Annotated in this window: 12 protein-coding genes and 1 tRNA gene; 4 read left to right on the forward strand and 9 right to left on the reverse strand. The window is 61.5% G+C overall.

Going from position 1 to position 18,356, the window contains the following annotated elements:
• Nucleotides 1-254 precede the first annotated feature (254 nt).
• Nucleotides 255-1,313 carry a tyrosine-type recombinase/integrase gene (locus CDI09_RS00005; protein ID WP_078524383.1) on the forward strand — a complete coding sequence of 353 codons (1,059 nt, stop codon included), beginning with the start codon at nucleotides 255-257 and terminating at the stop codon, nucleotides 1,311-1,313.
• A 66-nt stretch (nucleotides 1,314-1,379) separates the two neighbouring features.
• A tRNA-Ser gene (locus CDI09_RS00010) sits at nucleotides 1,380-1,469 on the forward strand.
• Between the two features lie 50 nt (nucleotides 1,470-1,519).
• On the opposite strand, the gene CDI09_RS00015 is transcribed toward CDI09_RS00010, so the two are convergent.
• From CDI09_RS00015 to dnaE, 7 genes are all read right to left on the reverse strand, one after another.
• Nucleotides 1,520-1,873 carry a transposase gene (locus CDI09_RS00015; protein WP_170120481.1) on the reverse strand — a complete coding sequence of 118 codons (354 nt, stop codon included), beginning with the start codon at nucleotides 1,871-1,873 and terminating at the stop codon, nucleotides 1,520-1,522.
• 167 nt (nucleotides 1,874-2,040) lie between these two features.
• Nucleotides 2,041-6,633, reverse strand: coding sequence for a UDP-forming cellulose synthase catalytic subunit (bcsA, locus tag CDI09_RS00020; protein WP_110571133.1), 4,593 nt, complete (start codon nucleotides 6,631-6,633; stop codon nucleotides 2,041-2,043).
• A 492-nt stretch (nucleotides 6,634-7,125) separates the two neighbouring features.
• Entirely contained in the window at nucleotides 7,126-8,469 is a 1,344-nt protein-coding gene (locus CDI09_RS00025; protein ID WP_061272239.1) for a DEAD/DEAH box helicase, read from the reverse strand.
• Nucleotides 8,470-8,777: 308 nt separating this feature from the next.
• Entirely contained in the window at nucleotides 8,778-9,389 is a 612-nt protein-coding gene (locus tag CDI09_RS00030; protein ID WP_078524386.1) for a nitroreductase family protein, read from the reverse strand.
• Nucleotides 9,390-9,415: 26 nt separating this feature from the next.
• Complete coding sequence (gene metW, locus CDI09_RS00035) at nucleotides 9,416-10,030, reverse strand: methionine biosynthesis protein MetW (protein ID WP_078524387.1); 615 nt, start codon at nucleotides 10,028-10,030, stop codon at nucleotides 9,416-9,418.
• Nucleotides 10,031-10,032: 2 nt separating this feature from the next.
• A complete protein-coding gene (metX, locus tag CDI09_RS00040) occupies nucleotides 10,033-11,202 on the reverse strand; it encodes a homoserine O-acetyltransferase MetX (RefSeq protein WP_078524388.1) in 1,170 nt (389 codons plus the stop codon).
• A 241-nt stretch (nucleotides 11,203-11,443) separates the two neighbouring features.
• Nucleotides 11,444-14,878, reverse strand: coding sequence for a DNA polymerase III subunit alpha (gene dnaE, locus CDI09_RS00045; RefSeq protein WP_078524389.1), 3,435 nt, complete (start codon nucleotides 14,876-14,878; stop codon nucleotides 11,444-11,446).
• Here dnaE and CDI09_RS17505 point away from each other — a divergent pair.
• Together CDI09_RS17505 and CDI09_RS00055 are read left to right on the forward strand one after the other, a co-directional pair.
• Complete coding sequence (locus tag CDI09_RS17505; RefSeq protein ID WP_146220793.1) at nucleotides 14,855-15,484, forward strand: hypothetical protein; 630 nt, start codon at nucleotides 14,855-14,857, stop codon at nucleotides 15,482-15,484. The two genes, dnaE and CDI09_RS17505, sit on opposite strands and share 24 nt — an antisense overlap.
• Before the next feature lie 45 nt (nucleotides 15,485-15,529).
• Complete coding sequence (locus tag CDI09_RS00055; protein ID WP_078524391.1) at nucleotides 15,530-16,045, forward strand: hypothetical protein; 516 nt, start codon at nucleotides 15,530-15,532, stop codon at nucleotides 16,043-16,045.
• 371 nt (nucleotides 16,046-16,416) lie between these two features.
• On the opposite strand, the gene CDI09_RS00060 is transcribed toward CDI09_RS00055, so the two are convergent.
• Together CDI09_RS00060 and CDI09_RS00065 are read right to left on the reverse strand one after the other, a co-directional pair.
• Nucleotides 16,417-17,118 carry an ABC transporter ATP-binding protein gene (locus tag CDI09_RS00060; protein WP_078524393.1) on the reverse strand — a complete coding sequence of 234 codons (702 nt, stop codon included), beginning with the start codon at nucleotides 17,116-17,118 and terminating at the stop codon, nucleotides 16,417-16,419.
• Complete coding sequence (locus CDI09_RS00065) at nucleotides 17,111-18,355, reverse strand: lipoprotein-releasing ABC transporter permease subunit (RefSeq protein WP_078524394.1); 1,245 nt, start codon at nucleotides 18,353-18,355, stop codon at nucleotides 17,111-17,113. Before CDI09_RS00065 ends, CDI09_RS00060 begins: the two co-directional genes overlap by 8 nt.
• Nucleotide 18,356: the final 1 nt, after the last annotated feature.

Raw genomic sequence — 18,356 nt, forward strand, 5'->3', positions numbered from 1 at the left:
CCAGACGGACCATGCGGTATCGGAAAAGACAGACTGCATCATGCTCATCATAAACAGCTATGCAGTCCGTTCTGTCATTCAAGGTCTAACACGCCCTAGTCTGCTCATTCAGCAATTATTCATTCAGTGAATATAAAACAACCGTCTTTAGGCGACTTTGAGTGCTTTGATAATTCTTATTTTTTGACCTCTAGGATCTGGACGTTCGATCCCCTCAAGATCCACGCATGGATCAATAATCAGGAGGCCCAGGTTTGTCAGGCCGCACCAACGCCAACATCTACCTTCGAGGCAAAACGTATTGGGGGCGGCTCCAGATTGCCGGCCGCGAGCATCGAAGCAGCCTACGCACGACTGACACGCGGGAAGCCCGGCGCAGGCTCCGCCACTGGAAAACGGAACTCGAGCGCGAGGCCGTAACGGGCGACAGCGACCAGCTTTTTGAGGAAGCGGTCATCCGCTGGATCACGGAAGTGCTGGAAACCTCGGTCAAGCCCCAGACCATGCGGCGCTACACCATCTCCATCTGCAGCCTTGAGGGCACATTCAAAGGCGTGCGGGTGCGTGACATCACCACCCGACTGATTTCCAATTTCGTATCCGGCCGGTCGGGCAATGTCACCAACGCCACGATTCGCCGTGACCTGGCTGCCCTGTCCCGCCTGCTGTCGGCCTGCGTGGCGTGGGGGTGGATCACCGCCAACCCGGCCCTGTCCTTTGACCGCACGATCATCCGCGAACGGCGCGATCCGATCACGCTGCCCTGCCCCGATTCGGTGGCACGGGTCAAAACCGCCTGCCCGCCCGGCATGGCCGCGATTCTCGACCTGCTGGAACAGACCGGCATGCGCGAAAACGAGGCCGTCAGCCTGATGGCTGAAAACGTGGACCACGAACGCCACCAGATCCGTCTGATCCGGACCAAAACGAGCCGACCGCGAACGATCGCCTGGGCCACACCGGGTGGGAACGCGGCGACATTACTGGAACACGCGCCACGCAGCGGCCTCCTGTTTCCCAACCGTGATGGCGCCGCCTATCGCAACGCGGCCTCGAATTACGGACAGGTCATGCGCCGGGTCGCTGCACGCTGCGAGGCCGAAAGCATACCCTTCACCCGCTTCCGCATCCATGACCTCCGCCACGCCTTCGCCATCCGATGGCTCAAGGCGGGTGGTGACATCTACCGGCTGAGCCGCCATCTGGGACATACATCGGTCAAGACAACCGAAATCTACCTGTCCGCCCTGACGGCGGATGAACTGGACCGCGTGCTGCATGTCGGCACAACAGACGGCACAGAGACCCCATGACTGTAGCGGTTTTTGTGCACGGTAACATCTAGACGGCGGCGGAATAGCTGGCTAAACAGACCTTATGGAGAGGTGGCCGAGCGGTTGAAGGCAGCGGTCTTGAAAACCGCCGTGCGTGTGAGCGTACCGTGGGTTCGAATCCCACCCTCTCCGCCAAAATATTCCCCTGCACAAATCTATTTCACGATGGCCGCTTCGACTGGCCATCAAAACATATTAGGCACGCCCCAGCGCCTCACACGTCGCCGCCCTGTTGCGTTCGCGGCCTGATAATGGGCCTGCAGGATGGCTGAATCGAATTCCAGATACAGGTTATCCTGATCGGCAACCAGCCTCTCGAACACTGTTTTCCACACCCCCGCATGGCACCAGCGGTTAAAGCGACGATACACCGTCTGCCATTGACCATAGCGCTCAGGCAGATGGTGCCAATACGCGCCAGAACGCAGGATCCACAGGCAGCCATTCACGAACAGGCGGGTATCTTCTGCCCCATCATCCGCATCACTGAATTTGCCAGGCAGAAGGGGCGCAACAAACCGCCATTGCGGCGTGCTCAACTCGTAACGCTTTATCCCCATTCAAACCTCCATGCGCCAGAAAGAATTTGGTTCCCCACAAGAAAACGCCCGATCCCGATCGGAGCCGGGTTTCCCTTATCCTGTCATCATGGCAGCACGCACGGCAAATCATACGCTGCCACATAAACCGGCTTCAATGGCGCCCGTTAGTGTCCCTCCCCCCGCATGCGGGCTTCTTCATCGGCTTTTGCCTGCTCGCGCACCCGGCGTCGCGCCCGCGCGCGCAGCCACATCCACACGCCCGTGCCCAGCATGACCGCTCCCATCACGCCACACAGATACATCAGCAGCGGATGACGTGAGAGGAACCAGTCCACCCACATCCACAATGGCAGGTGACCTACGCTATAGGTGGGCGAGGTGCGGTAGGTAGTCAGTTGGCTGCCATTTTTCAGCACCAGATCACCCTGTATCTGCGGCAGCATCCTGCTGTCATGCAGGCTGAGCACCAGGTCGTGGATCTGCCCGCCATCATCGCCGACCAGCGCCAGGACCGACCGATGCGCCGCATAGGGAGATTCCGCCCCGATCATGAAGGCCGCCCCCTTGACGGGGGCATCAAGATTGGCCGTTACGCCATTGCGCAGGCCAGCGTTGTCCCGGTCCTGAAACAGGTACCAGATACCCTGCAGCCCCATGTCCTGCCCAACGGCGAGATGGTTGGCATCGATATGATAGGCCGAACGTGACAGCAACGCTGCCGCCCCACCCATCTGCTGCACCGGCGCAAGCAGGATCACGTCGCCCGAGGGTGGTTTCTGCGCGACCTCATCCGTGCTGGCCAGGTGCACGCCCGCGACCGGATAGCCCGTAACCGACCCGAAAAAACCCATCAGGTCCAGATAGGCGCCAAGCGTATCGTGGTCAGGCGTGCGGGGCAGCACCACCGTGGTCTCGCCCAGATCGGCCATGCGCGAGAACGGAAAACCGATCTCGGCAAAATAGGACAGGTTGGGCAGCATGGCGAAATGCACCCCACGCCGGAAGTCGAGCATGGAATCCGAATCAATCGCCATCTGCACGTCGCCCGGCGTGCGGCGGCACGCGCCGGGGTCCATCGGGCGGGTATTGAAGCTGAACTGGAGGTCGTTCTGCCCGAACAGAAGCCACGGCGGCATGGCGGTCACGTGCCCCATGGAGCCCGCATGCTGGGTCACCATCCGCTCCGACCATGCCCGCCACAGGCTGTTGGGGCGTAGCGAATAGCTCTGGATATAATTGTGATTGAGATGGATATCGAGCCGCGATGCATTGAGGTCCATCACCGCCCCGTCAGGCGCACGGACCCACAGGTCCATCAGAAAAGGCAACTGGTGCCAGGTATACAGGTCAGGCGGCAGGTGAAAGGGCACATGTAGCGGCGCCCCCACAAAACCTGAGGCCTGCAGGTCGCTTGCGGCTACAAGTTCACCCAACCGCACCGGCCGGTCGGTGGGAATGAACGCAGGCGCGTCATAAGGCCGACGCGGGCGCAGGCTGACATCCTGCACAACGGTGGACGCGACATCGCCCAGCGTATCAGGCGAGAACACCAGCTTGCGCGCTGCGATCTCCACCTCCCTGGCATTGCGCCCGGTCACGACCAGAATGGTACCCCACCTGTCGGCAGGGTTGGCCATTTCCAGCAGGGTTGGCCCCACAGGGGGATGGCCCTGGTCATCAACTGGCAGGTTCTCGCCAATTTCAATGGCGTTTCCCGTATCCGGCAGGGCGGATGATACGGGAAAGGAAATCTGGTGCGACCCCGCCATCCGGCCCAGCCACGAGGCCACAAGCCCCGCCCCGCGCAGAACCTCCGGCGCCGATGTAGGCGCGGGCAGGACAACGGGCACGCGCATCGCCACCCGCAGCGCGGGGTCAAAGAAAGGCGCAGGCAGGCGCGCCAGCGTGCGTTCGGGCGTGATGCGGGCGGTGGTGAGGGTTATGCTGGACTGGTCCGATATCTTGGCCCACAGTACATCATTATACAGATCATTACAGTCACGCCGGTATTCACCCGCGAAGCGGAAGTTGAGCTTGCTGTCCTCGGTAAAGTAGAGCGGGTCTATGGGGAACTCGATCGGCCCGAAGGTCGGGTGCGTGGGATCGACCCGGATCGTGCCGACATACTGCTCGTTGAGGGTGACGTTGACGGCAGATGCTTCAGGCAGGAGCGAAGGTGAAATCGCGCCGGACAGGCTTAGCATCGCGTGCGTGACCACGCGGTTGGCCGGCACCACCACGTCAAGCCCCTGCAGGGGGGAGATGCCGGTCAGGCTCAGCGGCCCGTTGACCAGCCCCATGTCACGAAATGCAATGGTGCGCGTGACCTCGGTATCGGCGATGCGCCCTGCGGCGGCGGAATCCACCGGCTGCGGCACGGGTGGCAGATCACCGGAATTGCTGTCGCCCCATGGCGTTGCGGACGATACGCCCGTGCGGTCAAAAACCGTGGGGTGCACAGGTTCCGCCGCCATGGCGGGAAAGACCGCCAGCACGAGTGACGCAACCAGCGCGCCCATGCTTCCGCGTATGCTGCTGGCATGGGTGGGCGGCACGATCAGACTCTTCTTTTCCAGCTTCTCTTCCTCTTTCTTTTCTCCGGCTTCCTCCTCATCCCCGTTTCCGCCTGAAGGGCTGATATTCCACAGATACGGGGGCGCCAGCAGCCCACCGATACTTTTTATAACCTGATAGATACTGTTAAGAGGCCGATCCTCCTTAAAGTCGGCCCAGTTATCCCACGCGTTGCTGCGCCCGAATACCATGCTCACAACCTGCCGTTCCTCTTCCAGCGTCTCGATCTTCCATTGCAGGTGCAGCCATCCGCCGCGCTGGCCCAGAATGCGGGTGGGCACGGCCACTTCAATACCATCTTCAGGGCGGGTATAGCGCAGTTCGATATCGACGGGCGTTTCAAGCTTGACGGGCAGGTGCAGCGTAACACCCGCCCCACCGAGCGAGATATCGGTTGTATGCGCATGGAAGACATCGCCATTTTCAAAACAGATATCAACCGGCAGCTTGACCCGCACACGCGGCGCATGGCGGATCTGCCGGGTTTCGCGCCCCACTGCAATGGAGGCCAGCACCACGATCAGGCTGATGGTGATCCACAGCGTATTGAGCGCGAAGGACTGGAACGCCAGTTTCTCATGATAGTCGAACACCATGCCGAACAGGCCACGCAACATGCCGCCAAACAGGACCAGCGCCATGATGACATTGGGGTACACCGCGCTGAAATCAAAATAGCCCCGCGCCAGCAGGCCGCCCTTGTCGGTCACGTTGAACTGGCCCTTGTGCGGCTGGAGCAGGGTCACGATGGTAATGCGCACCAGAAACAGCGCGAGCGAGGTTTCGTAAATCTCGCTCCAGAAGGAATAGCGCCACCGCCCCTCGATGCGCGAGAGCGTCATGATGGAATGAAAGATGTGCGGCAGCGCATAGACCGTAATGCCCAGCGGCGATGCGGCAATAATGTTCTGGCCAAAAAACAGGAACGCCAGCGGCGAGACCAGAAAGATCACGCGCGGAATAGCGAACAGGAAGTGCGACATGGCGGAAAGATAACAGAGCCGCTGCTCCCACCGCAGGCCGGGGCCAAGCATGGGGTTATCAAGCCGCATGATCTGGAGCATGCCGCGCGCCCAGCGCACGCGCTGGCCAATGTGCAGGATCAGCCGCTCGGTTGCCAGGCCGCCTGCCAGCGGCTGGCGCAGATAGGCGGTGCCCCACCCCTTGCGCTGCATCTTGAGCGCGGTATGCGCATCCTCCGTTACCGTCTCGGTCGCGAACCCGCCCACGCTGAGCAGCGCGGAGCGACGGATGGCGGCGCATGAGCCGCAGAAGAAGGTGGCATCCCAGAAATCATTGCCGTCCTGCACCAGGCCATAGAACATGTTGCCTTCAGGCGGCACGTCATAGCCTGCGGCGAGGTTACGCTGGAACGGATCGGGGGAATAGAAGTGATGCGGTGTCTGGAGCAGGGCCAGCTTGGGGTCGGCCACCATCCAGCCAATGGTCTTGAGCAGGAACGAGCGCGTGGGCACATGGTCACAATCGAAAATGACCACGAATTCGCCTTCCGTGATCTGCATCGCATGGTTGAGATTGCCCGCCTTGGCGTGATTGTTCTCGGAGCGGATGATGTAGCCCGCCCCGGATTCCTTGGCGAAGTCATGGAACGCCTTGCGCCGTCCGTCATCGAGAATATAGACGTTCAGCTTGCCTTCGGGCCAGTGCAGGTCCATCGCCCCCAGCACGGTCGAGCGCACCAGTTCCAGATCCTCGTTATAAGAGGGAACGTACACATCCACCATAGGCCAGTCATCAAGGTTGTCAGGCAACTGGTGGGGCTTGCGGTGCAGCGGCCACGACATCTGGAAATAACTCAGGCACAGGGTGGAGAGCGCATACCCCTCCGCCATCAGCAGCGCGACGGACAGCACGCTCTGCAGCGGGCTCGCGAACTGCACCGTGCTGCCCAGCCGCCAGATCAGGTAGCGGAAGGACACGAACAGCGACAGCATCATGAGGATACAGGTAATACGCCGCCCCGGCCTGCGGTTGAGCACAAAGAACAGCCCCACAGTGCCAATGGAAATACAGCCCTGCTGCATGGGCGTGACGGTAACGCCCCCCACCGAGACGCAGATGAGCGCGCCACCTGCCACGAGCAGGAAGATCAGCCCCCGCTGCGCGGCAGGTGTGGCCATTAATGCCGCCCCGCCCCACTTCAGCCATAATTCCCTGAACATGATTGACTACCAGATTACCCGAACATAAAGCCCTACAATACGTATATGCATGCCCGGGGGCGCGCCAGAACCCCTGCGGGCAACAGGTTGCCCGCCTGCCCTACGGCCGCGCCCTGCTCCCTATAATTGATGGCTCCACAAAAAAAGAATGTGCCTGTTAGGTCTTTCTTAACGAAGCGGAACAGTAAATGAGCAGCCCCCATCACTGCAAGATATTATCTGGTTTTTTCACTTATTTCACAAGCGGATGGCACAGATACGCCGGGCTGTTTATTTTACCAGTATAAATATTGCAACCTGTAAAAAATATGCCTTTATCAGGCTTTATTTATTATTTTATCGAATGATATAACATAAATTAATCTGAAATAATACTTCCTCTACCCCGTAACAGCCCATGCAAAAAGGCGCCCGACCAGAGGCCAGGCGCCTTTTTTCAATCATTCCGTGTGCCGTGGCCCACCTGCCTGTGCAAGACGGGCCATGGTCGGATCAGACCGCGCGGCGGCCACCGCCACCACCGCCGGAGCGGTTGCCACCGGGGCGGCCACCCCGGCCACCACCGGGCGGGCGACCGCCACCTGCAGGCCGACCGCCACCACCGGGGCGCCCGCCGCCGGGGCGACCACCACCGCCACCACGGCCACGGCCACCGCCACCGAGCACGGGCGGGCGCATGGTCGAGTTCTCGGCAGCTTCCGAGTGGTACGGATGCTCGGACACGACGGGAATCTTCTTGCCGATATTCTTTTCAATATCACGCAGCCAGGCGCGCTGCTCGGCATCGCATAGCGAGACCGCCCAGCCTTCGCGCCCCGCGCGCGCCGTGCGCCCGATGCGGTGCACATAGCTCTCGGGCACGTTGGGCAGGTCGTAGTTGAACACGTGGGTCACGTCATCCACGTCGATGCCGCGGGCTGCGATATCGGTCGCCACCAGCACCTTCACATTGCCCGAACGGAAGCCGGACATGGCGCGTTCACGCGCACCCTGCGACTTGTTGCCGTGAATGGCCTCGGCAGTAATGCCGTGCTCGTTGAGGAAGGTCGCGACCTTGTTGGCCTCATGCTTCATCAGCGTGAACACCACGGCGCGCTCGACCTTGGGCGAGTCCACCAGCAGCTTCAACGCCTCGCGCTTGTTGCCGGTATCGACAAACATCACGGCCTGGCGGATGCGGTCCACCGTGCTGGACGGCGGAGTGACCTGCACCGTGGCCGGGTCGCGCAGCAGGCCATGCGCCAGGTCCGATATGGTCTTGGGCATGGTGGCCGAGAACAGCAGGGTCTGGCGATCGGTGGGCAGGGCCGCGACAATCTTGCGGATATCGCGCACGAAGCCCATGTCGAGCATGCGGTCGGCTTCATCGAGCACCAGCACTTCAAGGCCGGACAGGTCGACATGGCCCTGGCCCATCAGGTCGAGCAGGCGGCCGGGAGCGGCGACCAGCACGTCCACGCCACGGCGCAGCGCCTCGATCTGGCGGCCCTGCCCCACGCCACCGAACACGACAGCGTGGCTGAAGCGCATGTGGCGGGCGTAGGAGGCAAAGCTCTCCCCGATCTGGGAGGCCAGCTCACGCGTGGGGGCCAGCACCAGGGCGCGCGCGCCCTTGGGGTGGGCACGGCCCTTCTCGCGGAAAAGGCGGTCAAGGATGGGCAGCGCGAAGGCTGCGGTCTTGCCCGTGCCGGTCTGGGCCAGACCCAGCAGGTCGCGCCCTTCGAGCAGGTAGGGAATGGCGCCGGCCTGGATGGGGGTGGGCGTGGCGTAGCCTTCCTCGTCCAGTGCCCGCAGCAGGGGCTCTGCAAGATGAAGATCGGCAAACGTCGTTGTCATGAATGGCGCCTCCTGGCGCGAAAAAACGGGGCAGCGAATCCCACAGGGCGCTGCATGCCCGGGTGGCGAACCGACAGATGAATCCGAAACCGGCCCTCATGTGCATGAGAGCACTCGTTCTGTCGTCGCAAGGATATCATGTAAGGAATAGAGGCCGGTCCAGTCTGCTTATGGTCGTGTCCCCCGCGTCAAGGACACGTGCAATCTAGCCAGCACGGGGAACAGGCGCGGTCCGTTCCCGAGCGTGATGCTCTATCGCGTTGCGGGCAGGACCGCAAGCTTTTAATGCGCCCTGCCTGCCCGCAGCATCAGCGCGGGGGAAAGCGGTCGGTCAGGATGACTTCGCTGTCAGGCAGTTTGCCCACACGCGGGGCCGCCTCCTGCGTGCCCCTGCCGATCACCACGAACATCGCCACCACATGGTTGGGCGGCAGGTTGATCAATTTGCCCACGGCCTCATAATCAAAGCCATCCATCGGGCAGGACTGGTAGCCCATGGCGGTGGCGGCGAGCATGAGCGTCTGGGCGGCCAGACCACAACTGCGCATGGTCTCGTCCTGCTGCACCCATTCGCGGCCTTCATAGTAGCGGGTGATCGTTTGCGCCATCTGCTGCCTGACCGCATCGGGCGCGCCGCTGAAGTAACGGGCGGGGTCTTCCTTCCAGGCATCACGGTCGGCACACAGCACGACAAGCACCGAAGCATCCGTCACATGCGCCTGGTCCCACGCCACCCTGCGCAGTTCGCGCCGCAGGGCGGGGTCTTTCACCACCACGAAACGGCAGTGCTGGACATTGAACGCCGAGGGCGCCATGCGCGCCGCCGAGAGCAGGGTGCGCAGTTCGGCATCGCTGATCCGGTGGTCGGGATCATAGGCGCGGATGGCGCGCCGGGTGCGAATGGCTTCAAGTGTGTCCATGGTCGGGTCTCCCCATCGTGGCGCGTTCAGGGGCGTGGGCCGTCCTTGCGCCGCAGCAGGAACAGCGCCTGTTCGCCAAACAGGTTGGCCAGCCGGATCGAGCGCCGCCACGGTGCGCGCTCGCCGTCTTCATCAACGGCCATCCATTGCTGCACACCATAACCCTCATCGCGGCACAGCGTCAAAAAGTCGAGAATGGTGCACGGGTGGATGTTGGGCGTGTCGTACCACGGCCTGCTCCACACGCTGGTCATGGGCATGCGCCCGCGCGTGAGCAGTTGCAGGCGCAGCCGCCAGTGCCCAAAGTTGGGGAAGGAGACGATGGCATACCGCCCGATGCGCAGCATCTGGCGCAGCACCTCACGCGGGCGCTCGACCGCCTGGAGCGTGCGCTGCAGCACTACATAGTCAAAGGCGTTATCGGGGTAATGGGCCAGGTCATGATCCGCATCGCCATGCATGACCGGCAGGCCGTGCGCGACCGAGCGGGTCACCTCCTTCATGTCGATCTCGATGCCACGGGCATCACAGCCGCTGTTGCGGAACAGGTAGTCGAGCAGCGCGCCATCGCCGCTACCCACGTCAAGCACGCGGGTGCGGGGGCGGATCATGCCGGCGATGAGTCGCTGGTCAAGGCGCATGGTCAGGCAATCCCGGCATGTTCGGCGGCTCCGCACAGGAAACCACGGATGGTACGGTCAAAATCCGGCTCATCAAGCAAAAAGGCGTCATGGCCCTTGTCACTCTCGATCTCGACAAACGACACATTGGCCGCGACCCGGTTCAGCGCACGCGCCAGCAGGCGCGACTGTGATGTGGGGAACAGCCAGTCAGATGAAAACGACACGATGCAAAAACGCGTGCGCGTGCCCGCGAAGGGGTGCGACATATCGCCATCATGCTCGGCGCCAAGGTCGAAATAATCCATGGCGCGGGTGATGGTGAGGTAGGAATTGGCATCAAAGCGCCGCACGAAGGTCGAGCCCTGGTGGCGCAGGTAGCTTTCCACCTCGAACATCTCGCCAAACAGCGAGCCCGGCCCCCCTGCCCCGACGCGCCCCGGCTCATGGCGCACGCGGCGGCCGAATTTGCGCGTCAGCGCGGCCTCGGAAAGATAGGTGATGTGCGCCATCATCCGCGCCACCGCCAGCCCGCGCGCCGGGATCTCGCCGCATTCCCAATACCGCCCGCCATGCCATTGCGGGTCAGCGAAAATGGCCTGGCGGCTGACCTCGTTGAACGCAATGTTCTGGGCGGAATGGAACGGGGATGTGGCAATGGGCATGGCCGCGAACACGCATTCAGGGTAGGTCGCGGCCCATTCCAGCACCTGCATGCCGCCCATCGACCCGCCAACGACGGCCAGCAGGCGCGTAATGCCCAGATGGTCGACCAGCAGCTTCTGCGCGCGCACCATGTCGCGGATGGTGATGGCGGGAAAGTCCGTGCCCCACGGCTCCTGCGTGCCATCGGGCAGCGTGCGCGGGCTGCGCGGCCCGGTGGTGCCCATGCAGCCGCCCAGCACGTTGCAGCAGATGACAAAGAAGCGGTCGGTATCGATCGGCAGGCCGGGGCCGACCATGCGGCTCCACCAGCCGGGCTTGCCGGTGAGCGGATGCGGGTCGGCCACGTATTGATCGCCCGTCAGCGCATGACACACCACGATGGCGTTGTCCCGCGCGGGCGAAAGCGTGCCATAGGTGCGGTACGCCACGTCGACCGGGGCCAGATGGAAGCCGCAGTCAAGCGGCAGCCCATCGGCAAAGGTCACGCTCTGGTGCGACAGGCTGGTGGCGGGAATGGCATTGTCCATTCTGAATCCGGCTTTGCATGAACAGGGATGATGCGCGAAAGGCAGCCCCTGCGTATGGCACCGCTGCCCCGGGCTTGCAAGGTTCATGCCCCCACGGGCGGGCGATTGTCTGGCAACACTGCCGCATTGGCAGGATAATGAATGTTCCCGGGCAGCCTCTTTCTTCAAAACAACGATATTTCCTGAAGCTTTGTGAAAAAAGCTTCACCAGAAACTTTTACTTTCAATTATCCGGTCATGCTCAGAACTGTTCCACCTTGCCCACCCCTTCAATGGCCTTGATCATCTGCGCCACCCGGGGGGTCACGCGGTAGCGCTCGGCCAGGGTCAGTTCCACGTCCTGCGTGGCGGCGACCGATGGCATCAGGATCACCCGCCCGCGCCCGCTGCCATGGCCGAGCAACACGTCGCGGATCGGCTCGATGGCCTCGGCCTGATCGAACCAGATGCGCAGTTCGGCCGCAGCCTCCGCCGCTGCCTGTTCAAGTTCCATCACGTCGGATGCGGTAATGCGCAGGGCCTCGCCTTCGAGCTTGAGGTCGGCGGTGACCACAACGGCATTGCCAGCCACCAGAATTTCGCGCGCGCGCGACAGCACCTCCGAGAAGAACGTGACCTCGCACCCGCCCGATGCATCCGAAAGGCGCACCCACGCCATCTTGTTGCCCGTGCGCGTGGGCCGCTCCTTGCGGTCCACCACGCAGCCCGCGATCTTGACGCGCCCGATCCCGGCCTGTGCCGCAGCCTCCAGCCCCGTGGCCCGGATTGCGCCCAGCCTGCGCATGAGCGGGCCGTAGGAATCCAGCGGGTGGCCGGTCAGGTGAAAGCCGATGGCGTCGGCCTCCATGTTCAGCCGCTCGAATTCCGGCCAGTCGGCGCAGCGCGGCATGCGCAGCGGCTCGCGCTGGGCAGGCGCGCCACTGCCACCGCCAAACAGGCCGATCTGCCCGCTCGCCGCCTCCTGCGCATTGGCCTGCGCACGGCGCATCACGGTCTCGGCGGCCCCACAGGCCTGGGCGCGGTTGGGCAGGATGGTGTCGAACGCGCCCGCCCGCGCCAGATTTTCAAGCTGCATCTTGTTGACCTGCCTGGGGTCAAGGCGTGCGGCAAGATCCTCAAGGTCGGTAAAGGGTTTGCTGCCACGTACCGCCACGAGCGACTGCATGGCACCGAGCCCCACCTTTTTTATCGCCGCCAGCGCGTAACGGATGCCGTAGGTCTCGCCATTGGGCAGTTTTTCCACCGTAAAATCGGCGCCGGAGGCATTGATATCGGGCGGCAGCAGCGGAATGCCGAGCCGGTCTGCCTCCTGCCGCAGCCCGGCCAGCTTGTCGGTCTTTTCCCGCGCGAGCGACATGCACGCGGCAATGAAGGCCACGGGGTGGTTCGCCTTCATCCACGCGGTCTGGTACGACACCAGCGCGTAGGCGGCGGCGTGTGATTTGTTGAAGCCGTAATCGGCAAACTTGGCCATGAGGTCGAACACCTCGGCGGCCTTGTCCTGCTCGATGCCGCGCTTCATCGCCCCTTCGGTAAAGATCACGCGCTGGCGGTCCATCTCGGCGCGGATCTTCTTGCCCATGGCGCGCCGCAGCAGGTCGGCCCCGCCGAGGCTGTAGCCCGCCATCTTCTGGGCAATCTGCATCACCTGTTCCTGATAGACCATGATGCCGTAGGTCTCTTCAAGAATATCGCGGATTTCCTCGTGTGGCGGCTCCCACGCCTCGCCATGTTTGCGCCTGCAGTAATCGGGGATGTTGGCCATGGGGCCGGGGCGGTACAGGGCCACGGCGGCGATCAGGTCTTCCAGCCGGGTCGGGCGCATCTGCTTGAGCACGTCGCGCATGCCCGCGCCTTCAAACTGGAACACGCCCGCCGTATCGCCGCGCGCCAGCATGTCATAGGTCAGTTCGTCATCCAGCGGCAGGGCGGACAGATCGACCTCGATGCCCATGCCATGCAGGAACTGCACCGCGCGTTGCAGGATGGTGAGCGTGGTCAGGCCAAGGAAGTCGAATTTGACCAGCCCCGCCTGCTCCACGAACTTCATGTTATATTGGGTGACCAGCATCTCGCTCTTGGGGTCGCGGTAGAGCGGCACCAGTTCCACGAGTTCGCGGTCACCAATCACAACGCCTGCGGCATGGGTGCTGGCGTGGCGGAACAGGCCCTCGAGCTGCTGGCCAATTTCCAGCAGGCGGCGGATGGCCTCGTCCTCGTCGCGCATTTCCTGCAGTCGTGGCTCGCCCTCGATCGCCTGCCTGAGCGTAACCGGTTGCGCGGGGTTGTTGGGGATGAGCTCGGCCACGCGGTTGACCATGCCGAATGGCAGGCCAAGCACGCGCCCCACGTCGCGCACGGCGGCACGCGCCTGCAGCTTACCGAACGTGATGATCTGGGCCACGCGGTCCGGGCCGTATTCACTACGGACGTAGCTGATGACCTCATCGCGCCGGTCCTGGCAGAAATCGATATCGAAATCCGGCATCGACACGCGCTCGGGGTTGAGGAAGCGCTCGAACAGCAGGTTGAAGGGAATGGGGTCGATATCGGTAATGGTCAGCGCCCAGGCCGCGAGCGACCCCGCGCCCGAGCCACGCCCCGGCCCCACGGGTATGTCATGCGCCTTGGCCCACTGGATGAAGTCGGCCACGATCATGAAGTAACCGGGGAAACCCATCTGCGCGATAATATCGAGTTCAAACGCGAGGCGTTCCTCGTATTTCGTGCGTGTGTCGTCATCCACGCTCATGCGCGACAGGCGGTTTTTCAGGCCGGTAATGGCCATGTTGCGCAGGGTTTCATCCTCGGTCTTGCCGGGCTGCACCTTGGGGCACATTGGCAGAAGCGGCTTGCGCGTTTCCACCTGAACGGCGCAGCAGCGCGCGATCTCGAGGGTATTGTCACAGGCTTCTGGCAGGTCGGCAAACAGTTCGCGCATCACCTCCGGCGGCTTGAACCAGTGCTCGGGGGTGACGCGCCAGCGCTCGCGCTCGGCCATGGTGCGGCCCTGGGCAATGCACAAAAGCGCATCATGCGCCTCGTACATATCGGGCCGGGGAAAAAAACATTCATTGGTGGCGACCAGCGGCAGCCCCATGCGGTCGGCCATGGCGATCATGCCCGGCTCCACCGCGCGCTCGGCCGCCTGCCCGTGGCGGTGCAGTTCGACTGCCATGTGGCTGCCATAAGCCTCATGCAGGCGGTCCATGAAGCGGGCGGCTTCCTTCTCCTGCCCTTCAGCCAGCATATGAAACAGCGGACCACGGCTGCCGCCAGTGAGCAGGAACAGCCCGCCCGCGCGTTCGCATAACTGGTCGAGTGTTACGGTTGGCTCATCCGTCTCGTGCTGCAAAAACCCGGCGGAGGACAGGAACTGCAGATTGGCCAGCCCCTCGGGGTTACGCGCCAGCAGCACCAGCGGCTCGGCGGGCATGCCGGGCTTGTCACTGCGCGAAGGCAGCGAAAGCTGGCAGCCGATGATAGGCTGCACACCCTTCTTGCCGCAATACTGCGAGAACTCCAACGCGCCAAACATGTTGCCCGTATCGGTTATGGCAACGGCGGGCATGCGCATGTCATGCGCCAGCGCCACCAGTTCAGGCACCCGGATGGCCCCCTGGCTGAGGGAATAGGCGGAGTGGACGCGCAGATGGACAAAATCGGCATGGGACATGCAGCCATTCTACCCCACTCGGGGCGCGATGTGCACTCCCCTGACGCGACCGCAAAGCAGCGCAGGTGGTGCGTGACAAAGACAATTATGGGTTTACGGCAATCTGTTACACAATGCCTGTTGCGGAGAAGTTATATTATGAAAACCAGACTGGTTGATTCCCTACCCTGCATTGAAAACGTCAATTCAATCATGAATGCAATGGAACAGGGCAGCGCGCACGACAAGCTGGCCTATATTGCCAGAAATTGCAGCCCTTACACATCACTGGCCTTCTGCACCTTGCTGTTCCCCACCATTATCGTGGTGGATGGATGCTTCCTTCTGGAATTTTATTATACTGAAAGTAACTTTCTGGATGCCTGCAAAAATTATAATAATGATAAAAGAAAAATTGAAGAAAATATGAACAACACATTCCTTTATGAGGTATTCGAATGCTTGGGCGAAAAAGTGTCTGATATGGTTTTTGAGGAAATAGGCAAGATTGTCCGGCTTTCATGGGACATGGTTTTAAAACAAACATTTCCTGAACGGGAATTTGCCGTAAAATATTTTCATGATGAACAGGATTATGGTCCCGTTGTCACATTCTGCCAGAAATAACCCTTTCACCTCACTGACCATGCTCGATTCATAAGGAACAGGCACATGAAGGTTTGCAAAAGTGGTCTTGATAAAAATATTTTGGAATTATTTACCGCTTCTTTCCCTGATCATGATTTTTTCCTGCATGCGACGCATTTTGTCACAGTAGAGCAGGCCCTTGCCACAATCGGCATGCTCAACCCGGATTTTTTTGAAATAGACGGTTATATTTTATGGAAAAATCCACAAACCATAAAATACATAGAAGAAAAGAGAAAAATAGATGAAGGGAAACCAAGAGGATTCAAGGAAATGCAGCGGATTGAACATTACCTCAATCTATTTGAAATAGGCACCCATTTCCAGAAATGGGAAGAATGGCCTCCTTCCCTCAAGGATGAAGACGCACGGTATAAAAAAGACATCGAACTGATGGTCATCTTCGCCCATCAGATTGAGAAATACTGGCGTATGGCACTGAACAGGTGTTTTCCTGACAGAAAATTCGAATTTGAAATCTCCGCCGATGGCCTGGAAGGTGAACTGGGCGTGTGCCTGACCTTCTGGCAGGCGGAGTAGCACATGGTGGAGACAGGGCCGCCAATGCGCCGCCCTGTCAGAAAAGCGTTGTAATCCGGTGAATGAAATTCATCATCGAGAGCCTGGCTTTATACCCGCTGGCTTCGTGTTCCTGTTGTTTCTGCTTTTCCTTCGCATATTTTACAATGCGGTTGATATTCAGACCCGGCTCTTGCGCAAAGGGCGGATCATCTTCAAGCCAGAACAGATCACGCTGCTACGCGTATTCGTTAGGAAACAGTCATCATAGAGGCCCGGCGTGTCGTAACACCTGATCCATTTCAGGGGCAGTTGCGCTCATCATGACCGAGCAGTTCGATATGGAGATGCCTGTATCGTCGTTTCGCGTGTGGGCTGCCGGGCGCGAGGGATCATCCCTCCACCGGCACCACCTTTCCATCACGCAGGGTCACGATGCGGTCCATACGGCGGGCCAGCTCCATGTTATGGGTGGCGATCAGGGCGGCCACGCCATGGGCGCGCACGGTTACCAGCAGGGCATCAAACACGGCATCGGATGTATTCACATCAAGGTTGCCGGTTGGCTCATCGGCCAGCAGCACATGCGGGCGGTTGGCCAGCGCGCGGGCAATGGCCACGCGCTGCTTCTCCCCACCCGAAAGCTTGCCCGGCAGGTGGTCCAGCCGGTGGGCCAGGCCAAAATCGGCCAGAAGTTCATCCGCCCGCGCCCGCGCCTGCCCGCGGGGCACACCCGCGATCATCTGCGGAATCATGACATTTTCACGCGCGGTGAACTCGGCCAGCAGGTGATGGAACTGATAGACAAACCCGATCCGGTCGCGCCGCAGTTCCGTGCGCCCGCCATCAGCCAGCGCACCCGCATCCTGCCCTGCCAGCAGCACGCAGCCTGCATCGGGTTTTTCCAGCAGGCCCGCCACATGCAGCAGGGTGGACTTGCCGGTGCCCGAGGGCGCCACAAGGGCCACGATCTCGCCACCCCGCAGCGTAAGGTCGGCCCCGCTCAGTACCTCGAGCGTTTCCTCGCCGCTGATATAGCGGCGCACCACGCCATCAAGGTGCAGCGGCGGGGCGGTGTTTACAGCATCATTCATGGCGCAGGGCCTCCACCGGGTCGGTCTTGGCCGCCCGCCATGAGGGGTAGAGCGTTGCCAGCAGCGAAAGCACCAGCGCCATGGCGATCACCTCAATCACCTGCGACCACACCAGCTTGGCGGGCAGGTGCTCAAGGTAATACACCTCCGCATTGAACAGGTCGGTGCCGGTCATGCGCTGGAGCAGCTGGCGGATGCGCTCGATATTGAGGCAGAACACGATGCCCAGTCCGGTGCCGACAAACGTGCCCGTCACCCCCACCGAAGCCCCGCACATGAGGAAGATGCGCATGATCGCACCCCGCGTGGCGCCCAGCGTGCGCAGCACGGCAATATCGGCGCTCTTGTCCTTGACCATCATGATCAGCGAGGAAATGACATTGAAGGCCGCAACAAGGATGATGAGCGTCAGGATCAGGAACATCACGTTCTGCTCCACCTGCACCGCGCCAAAGAAGGCGTTGTTGCTCTGGGTCCAGTCCATCACGCGCACTTCGCCATCCATCGCTTTTTCAATCGCCTCGCGGATGGGGATGACGTTTTCAGCGTCCTTTGTCATGACCTGCACCTGCGTCACCTGCCCCGGTAGCTGGAAATAGACCTGGGCCGCATGCAGCGGCAGGAACACGTAACTGGAATTATAGTCACTCACGCCCGCATCAAAGATCGCCACCACGCGGTAGGCGCGCACGCGCGGCATGGTGCCAAAGGCGGTGGCCGCACCCTGCGGCGAGACAAGGGTGAGCCTGCCCCCCACGGTCAGCCCCGCGCGCTCGGCCAGCGTGGTGCCGACAATGATCGTGTCATCGCCACCAAAGTCATCAAGGCTGCCCGCGACAAGATTGTCACTGACCTCATGCAGCCCCACCAGGTCGGCCCGCGTCATGCCGCGCACCAGTCCGCCCGCATTATAATTGCCTGAATTGAGCAGCACCTGCGATTCAACCAAAGGCGCAGCCGAGACCACACCCGGCACGCCGCGCACGCGGCCTGCCACGGCATCATAATCGCTGATGGTGCGGCTCAGGCCATACACGCTCAGGTCGCCATTCAGGCCCAGGATCCGGCCGAGCAGGTCTGCCTTGAACCCGTTCATGACCGACATCACGATAATCAGCGTGGCGACGCCAAGCGCGATCCCGACCAGCGAAAAGATCGCGATGATGGAAACGAACCGCTCCCCCCGCCGGGCCCGCAGGTAGCGCCCGGCGATCATCCGCTCGAAGGGACCGAACATG

The organism is Komagataeibacter nataicola, assembly GCF_003207795.1.
GTDB lineage: Bacteria > Pseudomonadota > Alphaproteobacteria > Acetobacterales > Acetobacteraceae > Komagataeibacter > Komagataeibacter nataicola.